This window comes from Arcicella rosea (assembly GCF_040543805.1).
GTDB lineage: Bacteria > Bacteroidota > Bacteroidia > Cytophagales > Spirosomataceae > Arcicella > Arcicella rosea.
Window position 1 is genome coordinate 1 of sequence record NZ_JBEUMS010000007.1, and the last position, 21,517, is coordinate 21,517.

12 protein-coding genes are annotated in these 21,517 nt (G+C 34.8%); 7 read left to right on the forward strand and 5 right to left on the reverse strand.

From position 1 onward, the window contains the following. Positions 1 to 186 precede the first annotated feature (186 nt). Positions 187 to 2,850 carry a two-component regulator propeller domain-containing protein gene (locus ABID42_RS10375; RefSeq protein ID WP_367283609.1) on the forward strand — a complete coding sequence of 888 codons (2,664 nt, stop codon included), beginning with the start codon at positions 187 to 189 and terminating at the stop codon, positions 2,848 to 2,850. A 116-nt stretch (positions 2,851 to 2,966) separates the two neighbouring features. Here the strand turns inward: ABID42_RS10375 and ABID42_RS10380 are convergent, their stop codons facing one another. Then, a complete protein-coding gene (locus tag ABID42_RS10380; RefSeq protein ID WP_367283610.1) occupies positions 2,967 to 5,360 on the reverse strand; it encodes an alpha-L-rhamnosidase-related protein in 2,394 nt (797 codons plus the stop codon). Positions 5,361 to 5,572: 212 nt separating this feature from the next. Between ABID42_RS10380 and ABID42_RS10385 the strand changes: the two genes are divergently transcribed. Next, positions 5,573 to 6,670, forward strand: a complete 1,098-nt coding sequence (locus ABID42_RS10385; RefSeq protein ID WP_367283611.1) for a Fic family protein — start codon at positions 5,573 to 5,575, stop codon at positions 6,668 to 6,670. A 79-nt stretch (positions 6,671 to 6,749) separates the two neighbouring features. On the opposite strand, the gene ABID42_RS10390 is transcribed toward ABID42_RS10385, so the two are convergent. Together ABID42_RS10390 and ABID42_RS10395 are read right to left on the reverse strand one after the other, a co-directional pair. Then, complete coding sequence (locus ABID42_RS10390; protein WP_323258803.1) at positions 6,750 to 8,054, reverse strand: amidohydrolase family protein; 1,305 nt, start codon at positions 8,052 to 8,054, stop codon at positions 6,750 to 6,752. A 114-nt stretch (positions 8,055 to 8,168) separates the two neighbouring features. Further along, positions 8,169 to 11,237, reverse strand: coding sequence for an amidohydrolase family protein (locus tag ABID42_RS10395; RefSeq protein ID WP_367283612.1), 3,069 nt, complete (start codon positions 11,235 to 11,237; stop codon positions 8,169 to 8,171). 308 nt (positions 11,238 to 11,545) lie between these two features. On the opposite strand from ABID42_RS10395, the gene ABID42_RS10400 reads away from it, so the two are divergent. From ABID42_RS10400 to ABID42_RS10415, 4 genes are all read left to right on the forward strand, one after another. Continuing rightward, entirely contained in the window at positions 11,546 to 12,127 is a 582-nt protein-coding gene (locus ABID42_RS10400) for an RNA polymerase sigma factor (RefSeq protein ID WP_367283613.1), read from the forward strand. Between the two features lie 206 nt (positions 12,128 to 12,333). Next, entirely contained in the window at positions 12,334 to 12,561 is a 228-nt protein-coding gene (locus tag ABID42_RS10405) for a hypothetical protein (RefSeq protein WP_367283614.1), read from the forward strand. Positions 12,562 to 12,595: 34 nt separating this feature from the next. Further along, positions 12,596 to 15,676: a SusC/RagA family TonB-linked outer membrane protein gene (locus tag ABID42_RS10410; RefSeq protein WP_367283615.1), complete on the forward strand. Its 3,081-nt coding sequence runs from the start codon at positions 12,596 to 12,598 to the stop codon at positions 15,674 to 15,676. Between the two features lie 73 nt (positions 15,677 to 15,749). Continuing rightward, positions 15,750 to 17,432 carry a RagB/SusD family nutrient uptake outer membrane protein gene (locus ABID42_RS10415; protein WP_367283616.1) on the forward strand — a complete coding sequence of 561 codons (1,683 nt, stop codon included), beginning with the start codon at positions 15,750 to 15,752 and terminating at the stop codon, positions 17,430 to 17,432. An 84-nt stretch (positions 17,433 to 17,516) separates the two neighbouring features. On the opposite strand, the gene nspC is transcribed toward ABID42_RS10415, so the two are convergent. After that, positions 17,517 to 18,653: a carboxynorspermidine decarboxylase gene (gene nspC, locus ABID42_RS10420; RefSeq protein ID WP_367283617.1), complete on the reverse strand. Its 1,137-nt coding sequence runs from the start codon at positions 18,651 to 18,653 to the stop codon at positions 17,517 to 17,519. 149 nt (positions 18,654 to 18,802) lie between these two features. Next, entirely contained in the window at positions 18,803 to 20,017 is a 1,215-nt protein-coding gene (locus tag ABID42_RS10425; protein WP_323258810.1) for a saccharopine dehydrogenase family protein, read from the reverse strand. 370 nt (positions 20,018 to 20,387) lie between these two features. Between ABID42_RS10425 and ABID42_RS10430 the strand changes: the two genes are divergently transcribed. Continuing rightward, complete coding sequence (locus ABID42_RS10430; protein WP_367283618.1) at positions 20,388 to 21,512, forward strand: hypothetical protein; 1,125 nt, start codon at positions 20,388 to 20,390, stop codon at positions 21,510 to 21,512. The last annotated feature ends 5 nt before the right edge of the window (positions 21,513 to 21,517 follow it).

Sequence of the window (21,517 nt, forward strand, 5' to 3'; positions counted from 1 at the left end):
CATTTGAAGACAGAATTTCACAAGTTGATTTATTGAGTTAGGGGGCTAGCCCCCTAACTCAATAAATCAAATGACACAGTTTAATGAACACTCCCCTTCAATGATTTTTATTTTTATTCTGCCAAGAGGTTTTTCCCTCAAGTTTATACCTTATTTTTGTGTATTAACTTAATCTACTATACATCGATGAATAAATTTTTACAAGCACTTATTGCAATTAGTTTCTGCTTTTTTCTTTCTCATCACTCAAGCGCCCAGCAATGGAAGCATTATGGGGCAAAATCAAAAGCAAATTGTTTTTTGGTTGCCAAAGATTCTACTTTATGGGTCGGTACAGATGGAGGAGTAATCCATTATGATAAAAATTATAAGGTAATTGAGTCAGATAATCATTCCAATGGTCCTGATAGCAATGTGGTTTCACTAATTCAAGATGTCAAAGGAAATATTTTAGCAAGTATTAGGATTAATCCATCTCTTTTCTTCTGGTTTGATGGTTATTCTTGGCAAAGTACTGGAAAAATGAAAATACCATTTCAACCTGAGAAAACTACTCTTTTTGAAGCTTATAATAATGGTGATGATAGGTGGAATAGTGACTTATGGCTTAGTTATGATAAAGGAACTAAGTTTATACAATTCAGTCTGGATTCTATTTACAACCAAAATGCTTTTGTCAATAAGAATATAATTGAATTTAAAACGAATTCTGTTACTGATGACGATTCGAATAATATATGGATTACCAATTATAAGTCTTTGTATTTGTTTAATGGAGCAAAATGGATTACTTACAATACTAAAAATAGCTCTCTTCCTGATTTAGCATTTCATAGCCCAATTGCGGATAGTGATAGTTCGGTTTTATTGTTGACTTCGGAAGGAGTAATTAGATTTAACTCTAAAAGTGCTAGTTACTTTTTAATTAAAACGACTAATCCTACTCATTTAATCAAAACAAAGAATGGGAAAATCTTTGTAGCTAGAGAAAAACAAATTTTAGCACTTAATGGAAATGTTTTAACTGAATATTTAACAGATAATTCATTAGCGGGTGTTACTGCTTTTGCTTCTGATGCAGAAAACAGGCTAATTATCGGTACAAATACTAGTAACTATCTTTACGACGGACAAAAACTTACGACTCTTGATTTACCAAAATTAAATCTTGAGGGAAACAACATAGGCATGATTGAACCAGATACAAAGGGAAGTATTTGGGTTGCTACATATTGGCCATCTAAACTGTTTAAAATTAATGACAGTAAAAATGAAATTCAATCATTTCCATACAGTATTGGAGCAATGGCAGTTGGGAAAGATAATACTTTTTGGATTGCTGAAGGCCAACCAGGTACTCTAAAACAATATGATGGGAATAAATGGATAAGTTATACACTAAAGGAAAATTCAAGGATAGTTAAAATAGTTGTAGATGAAAATAATTATGTATGGTGTAATGTATTTAACTGGAATAATTATCAATCTTCATTATTTTGGTTTGATGGAAATATATGGAAATCTTTAGATTTAGAAGAAAATTATTTAGGGTATGGTTTTGATATTGCACCCAAAGTGGGTGGTGGTATATGGATGAATGATTACAATTTACTCAAATCATTTGATGGTACTACTTTTACTTCGTATCCTAGTAATTCAGAAAATAAGCTGCCTGATAGAAATTTACTATTGTTGAAAACAAGTTCTAATGGAACACTGTGGATAGTTTCAGATGAAAAAAGTATATATAAATTAGATGGTAAGATTGCTCAGAAAATCCAATTCCCAACAACAATAAACTTTGATTATATCTATGATGGTCTTTTTATTGATAAAGATGAAAACCTTTGGATAGGGAGTACACATAATCTTTATAAATATGATGGTAAAACATGGAAAAAGTTTGATGCTGGAGAGGGGCCTATTAATATTACGTCTATTACACAATCAAATGATGGAAGAATTTGGGTTGGTACTTACAACGGACTTTATGTAATGACTGATTGTGTTTCAAAACCTACCATTACGCTTCAACCTAAATATACTAGTGTTTTTGAATTCCAAAAGGCTCAACTTGAAATAAAAGCCGAATCAGCTAACAGTTTTGAATGGCAATTAAGTAAAGACAAAGGACTCACTTGGAAAAATATTAGCAATTTTGATACCAGTTATGTAGGTCATCGTACAAATATCTTAACGATTAAATCATCCAATCTCTCACAAAGTAATGATATTTATCGTTGTCAAATAAGCAACGAGTGTAGTTCAGTTAACTCGGATACTGCCAGTGTAACGATAAAAAAATGTTTACAAACCCCACAAATTATACAACAACCTAATCCCCAATCTGCTATTGAAAATAGCGGTGTTCAATTTACTGTTAGTTCATCAAATACATCTACTTATCAATGGGAAGTAAGTGCTGATGCTTTGGCTTGGAAGCAGATTTCAAGCCAAGATACTCTTTACAGTGGACAGCAGACTAATACTTTGAATATAAAATCGACCAATATTTTACAGAATTCATATTCATATAGATGTTCGCTTAAAAATGAGTGTTTCCAGATTTATTCTTTATCCGCATCATTAGAAGTCATAACAATTTTAGAAAACGAAGCATTGATAGAAAAGAGTTTTATTGCTTATCCTAATCCTGCTCAGGATAATTTGCATGTCAAAGCTCCGATTAAACCTTACAAACTAACTTTACTGAGTGATAAAGGTTCTGTGATTAAACAAGTGGAAAACCAAGATATTATATCGGTGAAGGACATTCCCAATGGTATTTACATTTTATTGTTGGAAACAGATAAAGGAAAGCAAAGTTTAAAAATTACTGTGCTGAAATAAATACTAATATCAGTGGAGATGATTATTCAAATAACTGGTCTTTCAGAGGAGGAGATTAGCCGTTTGGCATAGTACAAGCTTTGTCAACTTTTTGAAAGTTGACAAAGCTAAAAAACCTACTCTACATCTACATTTTGTAAGCCACCTTTCAAGGCAATACTTTTTCCATTCCAGACAAATCTTCCTGAAAGGTTAGGAGGGAGGTTTACTTCTCCCACAATACCTGTTTTTCCTTTGCGTTTTAGTTTTACTGTAATTTCTCCTGATGGATGTGGTACTTTTCCTGATACGTTTTCTAAATCGCCTAAAGCTGGTTGAATACGTACTTCTTCAAAGCCTGGAGCATCTGGCATAATCCCACAAATGGTCGATAAAAAATCGTAATTCGGAGATGCCGACCAAGCGTGACAGTCTGAACGAGTAGGGTCTGCTTGTTCTGCAAAAGTACTTAAACCTATATTCAACATATCTCGCCAAGGTGATAATGTGCTATAATATAATGAAGCATTTCCCGATTTTTTCAAGGCTTGGGTAAGATAGAAACGGAAATAAAACGTGGCTTGAGTCAGACTTTGGTCGCTCAAAATCTTATCCATAATTGCTTTTTCGTTGGCTCTTGGCACGGCATTGGCAAGTATTGCAAAAATATTGACATGCTGACTAAATGCCTTTTTGTCGGGCGTGTCGGCTACTTCATTTTTACTTTCATCCCAACATTGTTCATAGGTAGATTTTGAGAGTAAATCCGCCAAAGTACGGTAATAAATGGCTTTGTCTTTGTCGCCATAAGTTTCAAAAATAGCCGCAGCTTGTCGCAAAGTATAAGCGTATTGGAAAGTAATAATCGAAGAATTTCCATCCGTTGCACCGTCAGGAACACCGCCAATATCTGAGATTGGATTCCATTTCCAAGGTTTTGCCCAATCCACAAAAGACCACCATCTCATTGCACCCAACATATTTTTTTGTGGGTCAATTTTTCTTTCGTACCAACCTAATACTTTTTCGATATTGGGCAGAAGCGATTTGACAAAAGTGTCATCTTTGCGGTGCATCCAATAATCGTAAGTCATAGAAACCCAAAACAAAGAGAAAGTAGGAATGATTTGAGGCGTATTGCAAGGATAGCGACTTTGCGTTAAGCCTTCAGAAGTCATTGAATTATCATAATCTGTCAAGGCTTTGCGCATCAAGCGGTCATCACCAGAAACATATAATGAAATTAACGCCTGAATTCTGGTGTCGCCAGTATATTGTAATTGTTCGTAATATGGACAATCGAAATAACTTTCGCCTGCACATAAACGAGCCGTTTGCCAGCCTACTTTCCAAATATTTTGTAAACTTGGATCATTACTTGAAAAATTGCCTTTTTCTTCAAAAGGATAACCCGTCTTGATACCATAAAAATCATTGATTGTTAAAGCTTCTTCTTTGGTTTCAATAGTGATTTCTATGTAGCGATAAGTTCTAAACCAAAGCGGTCTGAAACCTCTTTTAGCTTGTCCGTCTGGGCGAAATATATCTTGAATGCCAATAATATGTTTTCCTTCAATCTCATTCCTATTACCTTTTACCCATTTATCATCAATTAAAGCTTCTGCATAAATAAAGCTAATTTTCGCATCTTTCCCTCCGCTGACAATTATTTCTGGATAGGCCACCGTTTCAAAAGTTTGGTCGAGTAAAATAGTAGTTTTACTATTGGCAGGAATGGTTAAAGTACCTTTTCCTTTTAACCAATTATCATTGATTGTTAAAGTTTTAGAACTTTCATGTCGTCTGATGCTATTGATATTTTGATGAATTTCTTCCATTTGCGGAATTGTTCTAGGCACTAAATACCATTCAGCTCCTGTACCTGTTCCTGAAATATAACCATGTTCTAAAGTACGTGCATTTGTCCATTGACTATCATCAAATGCTGGCTTTTCCCAGTCGGTGGGAAATTTACTCGCTTCTACTTCTTCACCAGCACCCACCACAATATAAGTACGAAGTTTTCTGCCATCTACTGGCAAAGGTTTATAAGCTTGATTTTGAAACACTTTCCATGTTTGGTTGGTATTTACAAGGCTTTCTAGTTCAGTATTTCCTTGCATGATAAAGCCCGTTTTATTACTCATCTGAGCGGCAGGCATATATTCTCCAAAATTCCAAACGACAGCAGCAATGGTGTTTTTACCCTGATTGAGGTATTGGGCAATATCAAAAGTTTCAAAATTCCAGTGCATTAAATCACTTCTGGCCGGACCTGTTCCGATGAAATGTCCATTCACGAAAAGTCTATAACGATTATCACCAGAAACATTGATGATAAACTGAGCAGGTTTTTGAGCTAAGTCAAAACTTTTACGGAAATGAAACACCCCAAAATCTTTCAGATTGACATTTTGTGGAGCAATCCAATCGGCTTGCCAACGCTGTGTTAAAACCTTTTGACTTGCCTGTTGCGCTGAAAGTGGAAGCGATAAAATTAAAGAGATGAACAAGGCTTGAAGTACTTTCATTGTTGTTTTTGATTGATTGTGGATAATAAAACGAAAATACAGATTTAGCTCAGTACTTCTTGCCTGTTCTTACCTGTTAAGGAATAAATAGAGAAAATCCTTGATTGCCAAAAGACAAATAATTTTACAAGTCTTGCTATGAGCGATAAAAAAAGCTTTTATAACTCATGAAATATAGTATTTTTGAGTTATAAAAATAAAACTTATCGCTCATGCGTTGGATTTGGCAAGATAAAAATTGGGCTCATTTTGAATATGACCCATCAAAGCTACTCATTTATGAGTTAGCATTTGAGCGTAATATAGGCAAAATATGGGGAGTAATTCAGCATATTGAAGCCGAAGGATTAGAAAATTTAAAGGTCGAAATTTTATCGCAAGAAGCTGTTTCTACGTCAAGTATTGAGGGAGAAATATTAAATAGAGAATCTGTTCAAAGCTCTATTAGAAAGCACTTAGGCTTGAAAAATGATTTTCGACAAGTACCGCCTAATGCTGCTGGGGTAGCTGAAATGATGGTGGATTTGTATGTAAATTATGACAAAACGCTCAACCATGAAATGCTTTTTGAATGGCATAAAATGTTAATGAATGGGAGACGTGATATAGAAACTATTGGTAGCTATCGGATACATGAAGAACCGATGCAAATTGTTTCAGGAAATTTATCTGCTCCACGAGTGTTTTATGAAGCACCGCCTTCTGGACAAGTAAAGGCTGAAATGGATACTTTTTTGAATTGGTATCAGGAGAATTTGATTAATAATCAAAAAGTTTCAACCTTGATTTTTGCAGGTATAACGCATTTATATTTTGAAATAATTCACCCTTTTGAAGATGGAAATGGACGTATCGGCAGAGCTTTGGTTGATAAAGCGATTTCGCAACGAATGGGCAAGCCAGCACTTACTTCATTTGCTAAAGTAATCGATTCACAAAAGAAAGCCTATTACCAAGCAATACAATCCTGTAATCATCAATTGAACATAGATGCTTATTTAACTTATTTTGCCGAGTTGACGTTGCAAGCACAAGATTATACCATACGAATGGTTAGTTTTCTGATTTTTAAAACAAAGTTTTTTAATCAGTATAAAGACGTGTTGAATGAAAGACAAACGAAAGTTATATTGAGGATATTTGAAGCAGGAATAGAAGGATTCAAAGGTGGATTAAGTGCCAGTAATTATAAAACTATTTCTGGTGCATCCAACGCAACTGTTACTCGTGATTTACAAGAATTAGTAAATATGAAAGCGCTTACTAAGACTGGAACATTGAAAAGTACACGATATTGGTTGAATCAATAATAGGGTAAGTTTGGAAAGTATCAAAAAAATAAAGGCTCTTTCTGACATCAGAAAGAGCCTTTATTAGCATTAAGAAATACTACTTCGTACCGTATTTCTCAGCATATTTTTTGTACAAACGCTTTTGTTTGTCGTCCAAATCTACTTTGCGACCTTGGATGAAAGCTTGTTCTACTTTCGCTGTACGCATATCCAATACATCACCAGCAGAAACTATCAAAGTAGCGTGTTTGCCTACTTCTAAAGTACCAACATATTTATCAATACCTAAGATTTTTGCATTGTTGGCAGTGATTAATTTTAAAGCATCTTCTTTATCCATTCCGTGACCAGCAACCGTTCCTGCTACGAAAGGTAAATTACGAGTTCTCCAGTTTAAACCAATATAAGCTAAGCCAACCAAAACTCCTTTTTGCTGTAATAATTGAGGCAATTTATAAGGCAAATCAGTATCATCATCCACTTTGTTTGGCAAACGGTGCGTTGTACCGACTATAACTGGAACATTGTTTTCTTTCAAGAAATCAGCCGCTAATAATGATTCTTCACCGCCGATGATTACGATTTTCTTTACTCCTTTGGCTTTAGCAAATTGAACAGCTTCGATGATTTCTTTTCCATAATCAGCAGAAATGTAAAGATTTTTTGAACCATCAAAAAGTCCTTTCATGGCTTCCAATTTCACATTAATTACCGCTGGATTTTTTACTTGTGAATATGCAATGGCATCATCAAAAGTTTTGTCGATTTCTCTTAATAATTCATCTCTTTTATCATTTCTTTTTGTCGTTGCTGTGAAAGAAGCAAAATCAAATTCACGTTTGAAATAGCCAATCCAATTGATATGAACGCCATCGTCTTTTTTCAATACTGCATCTTCCCAGTTCCAACCATCCAATTGCATGATTGATGACATCCCAGTGATAATATCACCTTGTGGAGTAGCTTGCGTCAACAAAATACCATTACTTCTTACTGTTGGAATCAATTCTGAATCTGTATTATAAGCAATCAAGGCACGAACGTGTGGGTTGAATGGCCCAATTTCAGCTTGGTCGTCAGTAGCACGAACAGCTTCAATTTCAACCATACCTAATTGGTTAGCGGGTGAAATTAAACCCGGATAAACACTTTTGCCAGCTACATCAATTACTTCTGTATTCGCTTTGTTGAAAGTAGTATTTGCATCACCAACGGCAGTAATAATTCCTTTATCAAAAACGATTACTCCGTTCTGAATTACTTTTCCTGAGGCGGTATGAATTGTTGCACCTGTCAAAGCAATGGCTTTGGTTTGTGGTGAGCCTGCTGCCTGATTTTGAGCAAACATTGTATTCGCCAGCAATAGGAATACAAGGCTGTATATGTATTTTATGTTTTTCATTGTATGTTCTTTTGAAAAAATGTTTTAATTCAGTCTATGAGTTCATGAGTTTAAAGTTGATGAGTAAATGTAATGCGATAAATCATTCATTCACCATTCACTCAATCACAACTATTAATCATGGTCATGACCTTCAGATTGAGATACACCAGTTTCTTTATAAGCACCAGTTTCTTCAGTTAGGTCACCTTCAGAATTACAAACGAATAATCTTGGTCTTCTAACTTCTGGTTTTACCGTAGCAGCTCCGCCCGCTTTAGCATTCAACATTTTTTGAGTAATACGATTACGTTCAGCAGCAATTTTTAAACGTAATTCTTTGTCTTTCTCAAGGTCGAAATAAGTAGCACCGTCGATAATTACTTTTTCTGGTTTAGCGTAAACTGAAAGTGGATTATTATTCCATAAAACTACGTCAGCATCTTTACCTACTTTGATACTTCCTAAACGATTATCTAAATGCAACATTTTTGCTGGATTTAAAGTAACCATTTTCCAAGCTTGTTCTTCTGTCATACCGCCATACATTACTGTTTTGGCAGCTTCTTGGTTCAAACGACGAGCCATTTCTGCATCATCAGAGTTGATAGAAGTATTTACGCCAACTTTCGTCATCAATGCTGCATTGAATGGAATCGCTTCTTTTACTTCCATTTTATAAGCCCACCAGTCAGAGAAAGTAGAAGCATTTGCGCCGTGCTCTTTCATTTTATCCGCTACTTTATAACCTTCCAAAATGTGCGTGAAAGTATTTACTTTAAAGCCCAATGAATCGGCAACTTTCAATAACATATTGATTTCAGATTGAACATAAGAGTGACAAGTAATGAATCTTTTCTTGTTCAAAATTTCTACTAAAGCATCCAATTCTAAATCACGTTTTACTGGTGCTAATGCAGGATTTGCCGCCGCTGCTTTTGTTGCTTTTTCATATTCCTTTGCTCTCAAGAAAGCATCCATCATAATTTGCTCAACACCCATTCTAGTTTGTGGGAAACGAATTCTAGCACGGTCACCCCAGTTAGCTTGTTTTACGTTTTCACCCAAAGCGAATTTAATAAACCCATCTGCATTTGGAATTTTTAAAGCATCTGGAGCTTCGCCCCATTTCAATTTGATGATGGCTGATTGTCCACCAATTGAGTTTGCCGAACCGTGTAATAATTGAGAAGAAGTAACACCACCAGCCAATTGACGGTAAATGTTAACGTCTTCTGAATTCACAACGTCTTCCATTCTTACTTCAGAAGTAACAGATTGTGTACCTTCGTTTACTGATAATAAAGCAATGTGCGAGTGTTCGTCAAAGATACCATTGGTTAAATGTTTACCTGTACCGTCAATTACTTTTGCACCACTTTCCGAAAGGTTTTTACCTACTTTCGCAATTTTACCATTTTGTAAAAGTACGTCTGTATTTGCGATGATACCATCTTTTTCGTTAGTCCAAACTGTAGCATTTTTTACTAAAATCGTTTCAACTTTTGGCTTTTCTTCTGTTCCGTAGCTAGTGAAAGGATATGATAATTTTCCGATTTCTGGAATTACTTTTTTCGCAGTGTCAACTTTTGCTGGCGTTTCTTTCATTGCTTCTTTGAAAGTAGCAGTGAAAACAATCGCTTGTCCGTTGGCATCTAAACCATCACCTTTAAAATTCTTTCCATCAAAATAAGTACTGATACGAGTATCGCCTTTGTCTTTTTTAGAATCAAGTTTAAAGCTTAAAGTGAAGTTTTCGCCAACTCTAGTCACTTTAGGACTTACTTTGATAGAATCTGTTACCACAATTTGAAAATCTGGTTTTTCAACTTTACCATTAACATTCAATTTCAAGCCAGTTTTGCTACCAACAGTCAAATCATAATTTGCACGAACATCAACAACGTTCATGTTTGAAATCACATAACGTTTTCCTTTTACCCAGTTTTCAAAAATTACGTTTCCATCTTTGAAAAGATTATCAGAAGTAATCAAGAAATTCGCTAACATTCCCACTTTTAATGAACCTACTAAATTATCAACTTTCATCAATTGTGCTGGCGTAGAAGTAATGGCTGCTAAAGCAATTTTTTCATCTAAACCATATTCAATCGCTTTACGAAGATTTGCCATAAAATCTGCTTTTGATTTTAAGTTAGCACTTGTAAAAGCGAAATTCACACCTGCTTTTGATAATAAAGAAGCATTTGCTGGTGCCATTTCCCAATGTTTCATTTCTGCTAACGAAACTACAGAAGCATCGTAAGGGTCTTCAACATCTGGTGTAGTTGGGAAATTCAAAGGTAAAATTAAAGTAGCACCTGTTGCTTTTACTTCGTCAAGACGTTGGTACTCGTCGCCCATGCCTTTGATGATGTATTGTACGCCAAATTCTTTAGCGATTTTATTAGCACGAAGAATTCCTAATTTATCACCCACTTCAAATACTTGTGGAATGCCTTGATTGGCATTAAAAGCATCTAAAGAAATATTAAACTCAACTTTATTTTTTGATTTTTTGAACCAATCAGCATCGTAATAAGTCTGACGAATTAATGCCACAGAACCCATCATAGAGTTTGGATAGTCTTGGGTAGATGTTCCTTTCGAGAAAGAGTAATGAGCAGAAACTTTACTTTTCAATAAAGCGTCTTGGTCACGACCATCGCCCAATGCCAATAAAGTAGAAGTACCTCTCACGATTCCGTCTTGCACGTGGCTAATAGCGGCACCAAATCCAGCTTTACGAAATTCATCTGCAGCAGTTGGGTTGATAGTGAAAAGACTTGCCGCATCTACTTCTGGTAAAATTGCTTGGTTCCAGTTGTAAGCACCTTTTTTCTTAGACTCAAATTGTGGGTCGGCTCTGAAACCTCTTCCACCTTCACTTTTATTTTCTGGTAAACCATAATTTGAATAAGCTTCTACTAAAGAAGGATAAATTCTTTTTCCTTTTAAATCAGTAATGGTAGTTCCTGTAGGAATGCTGATGCCTTTGCCAACTGCTTCAATCACTGAACCACGAATTAATAATGTTGCACCTTCAAGCGTAGTGTTGGCATCTACTACAATTGTTGCATTGGTGAAAGCGTAAAGATTAGGTCTTTCGTCCTGAACGCCATTGCGAGGGGAGAATTGGGTTTGCGCATGAACTATTGACCCCAACAGTAGTATGTTAATAAGGGTAATAAAAAGTTTTTTCATGTTTTGTTGATTTTTGTGAGTGTGATAAAAATAATAAGGTCTAAAAATAGAGTCAAAATTAGAAATATCCTATTTCACTTTTATTTTTTCGCTCAAAGAAGCCATTGTAATGATTACTGGTTTGTAAAAGTGATAATTCATAAAGAGTTTCTTTCAGAAATTAACTGATTAGTACTCTTTTTTAAAAAAGTTTTGCTGTAAACGTTTCCGTAAACGTTTACGGAAAAATATTCAAAAAAAACCTTGAAAAGTGATATTTATTTGATATATCTTTAAGAGAAAATTATACAGATACTCTTATTTTATCTATGATAACTACAAAAAAAATAATCGACGAGGTTGCATTATGGAATGAATTTAGAGCAGGAGACCATGCTGCTTTTTCTTCAATTTATCATAACTATGTTAGTTTATTGTACAATTACAGTACAAGTATTACTGCTGATAGAGAATTGATTAAAGATTGCTTGCACGACTTATTTGTAGAATTGTGGAAAAATCATCGGAATTTAGGTGAAACAACTTCTATTCGTTATTACTTGATGGCTTCTATCAAAAGAAAATTGGTACGTCATTTAGAAACTCAACAACGCCATTTCCAGCATCAAGAGGCATATTATCTTGAAAATCCTGATTTTATTACTTCGCACGAAAACCGTTTGGTTGCTTTTGAAGAAGAACAAACTTTTAGTGATACTTTGACGGAATCATTCAAGTATTTGACAAAACGTCAGCGTGAAGCAATTTCACTGAAGTTTTTTCATGATATGGATACTGACCAGATTTCTAGTAAGATGAGTATTAACCCGCAGTCGGTTTATAACCTTATTTTTGGGGCATTAAAAATTTTAAAAGAACATATTTCCGTAGAAAGACTCACAATCGCATGATATAAATTTACTTTTTGTATTCAGAGCCAAAATCACCCGATTTTGGCTCTTTTTTTTGTTTAAATATTAGATTAGTACATTTTTTAAAAAATATATTAATAAATGAGTAGAAACTGTATTTGACCCGTCTTTTACCGATAATACAAGTTTTACTTAAAATATTTATAAAATTGTTTGAGCAGCGATTCACAAAGTACAAAGATTTTATGTCTGAAGATTTTATGTCAGACAGTTGCTTTATTGAATGGGTAAAATCAGAAAATCAGCTAGTTGAAAATAATTTTTGGCAAGCATTTTTGAAAAAATACCCTGAAAAGCAAGAAGAAATCGAAATGGCAAAATTTATTCTAAACAGTCATGAAAAGAATATTTTGCCTGAAAATGAAGTAGAATCACTCTGGAGCCGTATCAATTTAACCATTTCAATAATTTAACTATCACAATTAAATCAATCAAAAACACATGGGTATGAAATCTCTACTTAAATTAAAAAGTAATGTAGGTTGGGCAATTTGTTTGTTGCTTTTATCTATCACATTCACTGGTTTTGGTCAGGATCGATCAGTAACTGGTAAAATCACATCTGCCGACGACGGGCAAGGTATTCCGGGTGTTACGGTTGCTGTAAAAGGAACAAACAGAGGAACTACTACAGATGCAAATGGTAGCTACAAAATTGCGGTAGGTACAAATTCAACTTTGATTTTCTCTGCAATCGGTTTCAATACGCAAGAAGTAGCAGTTAGTAATCGCTCAATTATTGATATCAAACTTTCTACTGACATTAAATCAATTGATGAGGTAGTAGTAGTTGGTTATGGTACGCAAAAGAAAAGCCAATTAACTGGTGCTATTTCACAAGTGTCTGCCAAACAAATTTCTGAAATGCCAATTACCAACTTAGGTCAGGCATTACAAGGAAGAACTGCTGGGGTTGACGTTTCACAATCAGGTTCAAAACCAGGAACAACGCCAAAAATCTTGATTCGTGGTCGTCGTTCATTCAACGCTGGAAATGACCCTTTGTATGTAGTAGATGGTATTCCATTATCTGCTGGTTATGAAGATATGAACCCAAATGATATTCAATCAATTGAAGTATTGAAAGATGCAACTGCAACCGCTATTTATGGTGCTAGAGGTGCAAATGGTGTGGTTTTGGTAACGACAAAAAGAGGTGGTGTTAAAGGTAAAACTACTGTAACGTATGATATGTACGTTGGTCAGTCGGAAGCTTTAAATAAAATGACTCTTTTCAATGGTCCTGAATTTGCTGAATATGTTAGAGAATCTTACCGTGCTACAGGTATTTATAAAAATGCAGCAGGAGCTATCGTTCCAACTGGTCAGTCAGACCCAGTTGCCGATTCAAAAATTGCAGTATTAGGTGGTGACCCTAACGTAGTAGAAGGTTTAGCGCAAGGAAGAAGTACAGATTACCAAGATTTAATTCTTAAAAAAGGTTTCCAACAAAACCATACAATTGGTATTCAAGGAGGTAACGATAGAACTCAATTCTATATTTCTGCTGGTTATTTCTTGGATAAAGGGATTACTGAAGGTTTGGATTATACAAGAACAACATTACGTGCTAACATTGACCATGAAATTAACAAATGGTTGAAAATTGGCTTGTCGTCTTACATGATGTTCAGTGATAGAAATGGTGAAAACTTGAACCCTTACAGTTTCACAATTCAACAAAACCCATTAGGTGCTGCTTACAAAGCTGATGGAAGTATCAACTTTACTCCAACAAACGATGCTTTATTGACAAACCCTTTGGCTGAAATTGTTACGGGTGCTCAGGTAGATAATACAAAAAAATACAGAATTTTCAACAGTATTTATACAGAAGTGAAAATCATGGATGGTTTGAAATACCGTGTTAATTTTGGACCAGATTTTACATTATCTCGTTGGGGTAGATTCATTGGAGCACAAACTAACGCTAGAAAAGGTGGTGATGCACAAGCAAGTAACGAAAACCGTTTTGGATTCAACTGGACGCTTGAGAATATCTTGAACTATTCAAAATCTTATGGAAAACATAATTTGAATGTTACTTTACTTCAGTCTATTCAAAAAGATCGTTTTGAAATTTATGGTGCAAACGTACAAGGTGTTCCTGCTGAAACACAACAATTCTATAACTTAGGAAATGCTAGTACTGTAGTAGGTGTGGGTAGTAGTTTGGTTGATTGGACGATTAACTCTTACATGGGTCGTATCAATTATGATTACAACGATAAATATTTAGTGACTGTTACAATGCGCCGTGATGGTTCTAGCCGTTTTGGTTTGAACTCTAAATATGGTAATTTCCCAGGAATTGCTTTAGGTTGGAATATGAGTAATGAGGATTTCATGAAAGATATTCAGTGGTTAGATTTACTTAAAGTAAGAGCAGGCTATGGTGCAGTGGGTAACCAAGGGGTGTCTCCATATCAAACTCAAGGTTTGTTAAGCAGAACATCTTATGCTTGGGATAATTCAGGTGCTTTCGGATATCGTCCAAATACAATTGGTAACCCAGATTTAAGATGGGAAAGTTCGGCTACTACTAACGTAGGTTTTGATTTTAGTTTCTGGAAAGGTAAAGTACAAGGTTCTTTGGAATTATATCAAACAAACACAACCGATTTATTATTATCTGACCAATTACCAGGTTCAATCGGTTTTGGAGCTGTAACACGTAACGTGGGTGAAACTAGAAACAGAGGTATTGAATTAGGGCTTACAACTGTGAATATCAATACTGGAAGCGGTTTTAAATGGACAACTGATTTCCAATTTACTAGAAATAAAGAGGCAATCGTTTCGCTTTATAATGGTGCAATAGATGATATTGGTAACAAATGGTTCATTGGTCAACCATTGAACTCATTCTTTGACTACAAAAAAGCGGGTATCTGGCAAGTAAGCGAAGCTGAACAAGCGGCTAAATATTATCCAGGTGATAAAGGAAATGCTTTGGGTGCAGGTGTTGGTCAAATCAAAGTGCAAGATACTGATGGTAATGGTGTAATTAACGCATCAGATAGAGTACTTCTTGGTTCTGATGTTCCAGACTTTTCAGCAGGTTTAACTAACCGCTTTACTTATAAGAATTTCGACTTATCGTTCTTCTTCTTTGGTCGCTTCGGACAAATGATTGTAAGTGGTTTCCACCAAAACAACAACGCTTTGGCTGGTCGTTACCAACAAATCAAAGTAGATTACTGGACACCAAACAACCCAGGTGCGGAGTATCCTCGTCCATTCAGTACACAAGAGTTCCCTCAATATAACACTACTTTAATGTACTTCGACGGTTCATTTATCAAGTTAAGAAACATCAACTTTGGTTATACTTTCAAAGATGGCGTTGCGAAGAAATTAGGCATGGAATCATTGAGACTTTTCTCTAGTATTCAACAACCATTTATTTGGTCGAAATTTATTTCGAAATACAATGGTGTTGACCCAGAAACATCTGGAACTTCAGTAAACAACGGTATTACACCAGCAACAAAAGTGTTTACTGTAGGTATCAACGCTAAATTTTAAGCAAAAAGATGAGGTACAAAAAGTGCCTAGAAACTGTAGCTAAAAAAGTATCAAACATTAAATGAAAAAAAAGATGAATATCAAATATAAAATATTTAAACATGCAAGAATCTTAGGTATTGCCACTTTAATGCTAACTGGGCAATCGTGTTCTGATTTATTGGATGAAAAAGTGATTTCAGGTATTGGTAACGATTATATCAATACTCCTAAAGGTTTTGAAGATGCAGTAAATGCGGCTTATTCAACTCTCAGATATTATTATGGTACACAGCAAGGCTTAACCATGACTGAGTACGGTACTGATATTTACGCAACTGGTGCAGATGGTGGTTATAAAGGTTTCCACTTTTATGATACACAGCTTAACCCAACGGTTGACTATCTAGCTAATACTTGGGATGAGCTTTATCGTGGTGTTAACACTTGTAATGCAATTATTGGAAGAGCACCAGCTGCAACAGTAACTGACGCCATTAAAAAAGTAAGAGTAGCTGAAGCTAAGTTTTTGAGAGGACATTACTATTTTATTTTGTTCCAACAGTGGGGTGGTGTTGACTTGAGATTGACAGAAACCTTGAGCCCGACTAAAGTAACAAAAAGAGCAACAGAGGCTGAAATGTATAATGCAATTATTAAAGATTTAACAGAAGCAATTGCAGATTTACCAAATTCGTCAACTCAGTACGGAAGAGCTACTAAGCCTGCCGCTGAAATGGCATTAGCCAAAGTTTATTTAGCAAAAGCATATTCTTCACAAAAAGCTGCTGACGATTTTTCTAAAGCTGCTACTTTGTGTACTAGCGTAGTAAATAATTATGGCTTTAAATTGTTAGATGATTTTGCAAGTGTATTTGATGAAAATAATCAGAAAAATTCTGAAATCGTTTTTGCTGTACAATATACTTCAGATCTTTTAACAAATTTAACAAACAATACAGGTTCAGTAAATGGTGGTAACAACCTACATTTATTCTATGGTATGCAGTATGACGTACAAGCAGGTATGCAACGTGATATCGTGAATGGTCGTCCATTTAAGCGTTTACGTCCTACTACTTATTGTACCGATGTAGTGTTTGGTGAAAGAGTAAACGATTCACGCTATAAGAAAACTTTTAAAGATACTTGGTATTCGAACAAACCGGGAACGTACAATACTGCATTTGATGATTCTAAGACGAGTGTAACTTTTGCATCAGGCGATACTGCGATTTTTATTCCGGGATATGAAATGTCTAAAGCAGATAGAGCTAAGAAGAAATACCAAGTTTTAGTACCAAGTAAATACTCTGAAGCTTTATTCCCAACTTTGCGTAAGTTTTTCGATACAAAACGTCCTGATATGACTTATGAATCTGGTAGCCGTGATTACTTTGTTTTCAGATTAGCGGATACTTATTTGATGTTGGCTGAAGCGCAGTTAGGAGCAGGTAATAAACAAGCTGCAACAGATGCAATCAATATGGTGCGTCGTCGTGCTGCTTGGCCTGGAAAACAAAGTGCTATGGAAGTAACATCTAACGATATGACTTTTGATTTGGTTGTAGAAGAAAGAGCTAGAGAGTTAGTAGGAGAGCAAACTCGTTGGCTGGATTTGAAACGTTGGGGTAATCTTGTTGAGCGTGTTCAAAAATACAATCCACAAGCTGCTGCAAACGTGAAAGCTTCAAACTTGGTTCGTCCAATTCCTCAAACTCAAATTGACCGTTCAGAGGGTGGAAATGCAGGTTTTTCACAGAATCCTGGCTATTAATTTTTGAATTGAATCTACGTAAAAAAACCTGATGCTTTCACATCAGGTTTTTTTATTGATTTCATTAACTGAAAATTTAATACTCTAGCTTAATCTGTCTTTAAAGCTTTCATAACCAAAAGATTTTACCAAATCAAAAGTATCATTTTCTCTCCAAATGCCAATTGAAGGTAAATTTACACCATTAAAGGTTGTCGTTTTTACCATCGTATAATGTATCATATCATCAAAAACGATTGAATCTCCAATTTTTAAAGGTTCATCAAATGAGTAATCTCCATAAAAATCACCCGCCAAACAAGTCATCCCACCAAAACGATAAGTATGTTTGCCCGCTACTGGTTCTTGATGCGCACCTAAAATTTTTGGTTTATAAGGCATTTCTAAAGTATCAGGCATGTGTGCAGCAAAACTTACATCCAAAATTGCCACATTGATTCCTTGAGAATCAAGAATATCAAGGACTGTCGAAGTCAAGTAACCAGTTCTCCAACCCACCGCTGAACCCGGCTCTAAAATAATTTTCAGATTCGGAAATCTACTTTTTAATCCTTTTAATACTGAAATTAAATGTTCAGGCTCGTAGTCAGCACGAGTAATCAAATGTCCTCCACCTAAATTCAGCCATTTAGCTTGCTTTAATAAATCACCGAAACGCTCTTCGATGGCTTTCAAAGTACGCTCCAAAGTATAAGAATCGTTTTCGCATAAAGTATGCGAATGCAATCCTTCAATACCTTCTGGTAAAGTATCTCCTAACTGATTACGAGTAATTCCCAATCGAGAACCCGCAATACATGGATTATACATATCTGTTTCTACTTCCGAATATTGAGGATTGATACGAAGTCCGCAACTAATACCGTTTGCGATTGATTTTTCTTTGAATTTTTCAAATTGATTCAAAGAGTTAAAAGAAATATGTGATGAGTAAGAAAGTAATTCATCAAATTCTTTATCTAAATAAGCAGGTGAATATACATGAGCTTTAGAACCCATTTCTTCAAAAGCTAAACGAGCTTCATGTAGAGAACTTGCGGTTGCCCCAGCCAAATACTGACGAACCATTGGAAAAGTAGAGAACATCGAAAAGCCTTTTAAAGCACAGATGATTTCGATGCCAGCTTGTTGCTGAACGTATTGTAATAGCTCTAAATTTTTACGTAATAACCTATCTTCTAATACATAACAAGGAGAAGGTATTTGTGAGAAATCAATCATATTAAATTGAAATTGATTATCAGGAAAGTAATTTACTTGCCGTTGATTGTATAATTCTTAATTATTAAAATTGCCCGTATTTTTCAACACGGGCAATGGATTTTATCATTTTGATGTAATTATAAATTCTTTCAAAAACTTGAGTACTACTAATACTCATGCGGAAGTGTTCCGTTGATTTCTTCGTTCCAAGGCAAACCATGAATATTCAACATCGCCATGAATGGATCTGGATTTAATTCTTCACAATTCCAAACGCCAGGTTTCATCCATTCTCCTGTAATCATCATCATTGCCCCAATCATTGCTGGTACACCTGTTGTATAACTTACGCCTTGTGCTTGTACTTCTTTCCAACAATCTTGGTGTTTACAGTTGTTCCAAACGTAATATGTTTTTTCAACACCATCTTTGATACCTTTGATTTGGCAACCGATTGAAGTTTCGCCAGTGTAGTTTTCTCCTAGTGAACCTGGTTCTGGAAGTACAGCTTTTAAAAATTCAAGAGGTACAATATCAACTCCTTGGAATTTAATTGGAGCAATTGATGTCATGCCAACATTTTCCAATACTTGTAAGTGAGTAATATATTGTTGACCGAAAGTCATCCAGAATCTAGCACGCTTCAATGTAGGGAAGTTTTTTACCAACGATTCTAATTCTTCGTGATACAATACATAAGATTCTTTTGGTCCAATTCCTGGATATTCAATTGGTTTATGGATTGACATAGCGTCAATCTCAACCCATTCGCCATTTTCCCAATAACGACCTTTTTGAGTAATCTCACGAATGTTGATTTCAGGGTTGAAGTTGGTAGCAAAAGCTTTTCCGTGGTCACCAGCATTACAGTCTATAATATCCAAATAGTGCATTTCATCGAAATGGTGTTTATTGGCATAAGCTGTATAAACTTGTGTAACACCTGGGTCGAATCCACAACCTAATAATGCCATCAAGCCTGCTTCTTTAAAGCGTTCTTGATAAGCCCATTGCCAAGAATATTCAAATTTAGCAACATCTTTAGGCTCATAATTAGCAGTATCCATATAATGTACTCCTGTTTCCAAACAAGCATCCATAATGGTTAAATCTTGATATGGAAGAGCCACATTGATAACCATAAAAGGTTTTACTTGATTAATCAAAGCAACCAATTCTGGCACATTATCAGCATCTACTTGTGCAGTTTCTACTTTGGTTGGTAAACCAATTTTAGCACATTCTTCAGCAATAGCATCACATTTACGTTTTGTACGGCTTGCTAAAACTACTTCAGAAAATACTTCTGGATTCATGGCACATTTCTTTACTACTACATTTCCTACGCCACCTGCACCAATAATTAAAACTTTCTTACCCATTATTTTTTGATGTTATCTGTTAGATGTTATTCGTAAATACGTTAATGTACTCACGCCAAACAAGAATATATCTGCAAAATTAGTTAAAGCTGAGAAATTATGGGAGATATATAGATTAAATTTGTATTGAGTCATTGTAATTGTATGAATTGCCCTGTAACATTTAAATGTTAATGTTTGGTAAAAAGAGTTGTTTCTAACTAAAAAAGTTTATTTTTGTTAAGAATAGCCTATGTTAGGATTAAAAGTTTTGTACGTGTAAGTTTTTATTTTCTTGATTTTTGTGATTAGAAATTTTAACCTCCTCTACAATATGCTTCCAAATATCAGCATCCTCTTTACTAAATTTAATTATTTTGTCATTAAATATTTGCAAAATAAATACTGGTATGTAGTTATTTGCTTATTGATTTTTCTCGTTTTTTCATTTATATATTTTCCAGAAATTATCAGGAAAAGGATTAGTAATGATTGGACAAGTATTGACATTTCGGTGCAACAATTTGTTAATAATAAAATAGAAAAACCTTTACAACCCACTTTGGATTTTCCTCCTGAAGACCATTTTCGAAAGCGAGATCTTAGAATTACTCCATATTTGTTGGCAAATGTATTTAGTTTAAATTCTCTTCGATTATTCTATCTTCAGATTTTATTGCTTCCTGTATTTATCTGGTTTTCAATCAAAATAATTAATCGAGTCACCAAAAATGCAGCCATAAGTTTCTGGGGAACCATTGCACTACTGTTTTCTTATGTTGGAAATTCGTTTAATTACGATACACTTTTTTACGATTCTTACGCCTACCTTGGTTTGTTGATTGCCCTGTATTTTTATAAAAGTTCAATAAGTATTGTATTTTTATTAGCAAGCTATTTTGTTGATGAAAGAAGTATCGCTCCCTCTTTGATTATTCCCTTATTTGCTGGATTGACCAATTTTTCTTTAGAGAAAACAGCAAAAGATTTTAGAACCACTTTTTCGAAGCTCATTACAGACAATAAATCATTTTGGATGGTTTGTATCAGTGTGTTGATTTACATTTTTATTCGAGCCTTATTTTATAAGAATTACCATTTAGATACGCCCATCGGAAAACATAGTGGTGTTGCTTTAGGGTTAGGTTTTATTCATGGTACAAAAATTCCTTTTGCCATTTTCTCTTCATTAAAGTTAAACTTACTACTTATTCTAGCAGCGTCTTTTTACTTAATTAAAAAGAAATATTATTTTGTAGCTTTGTGGTTTGTTGGAATTTTTACTACTTGTTTTTTAATAAGTACAGCCGTTGAAGATGTTACAAGAAGTTTGGCTTATGCCTTTTTACTTGTATATGTAGTCTATTTGTTGGCTGAACAAATCGAAGAGAAAGCAAGTAAGTTTATTTATTTTATCGCTTTTATCAATATTTTAACACCAACTTATTCATTATTATTGAGCTTATATAGAATAGAAGCTTTTAGTTGGTTCGTTCATTTTTCTCAGAAATTCTAAATTAT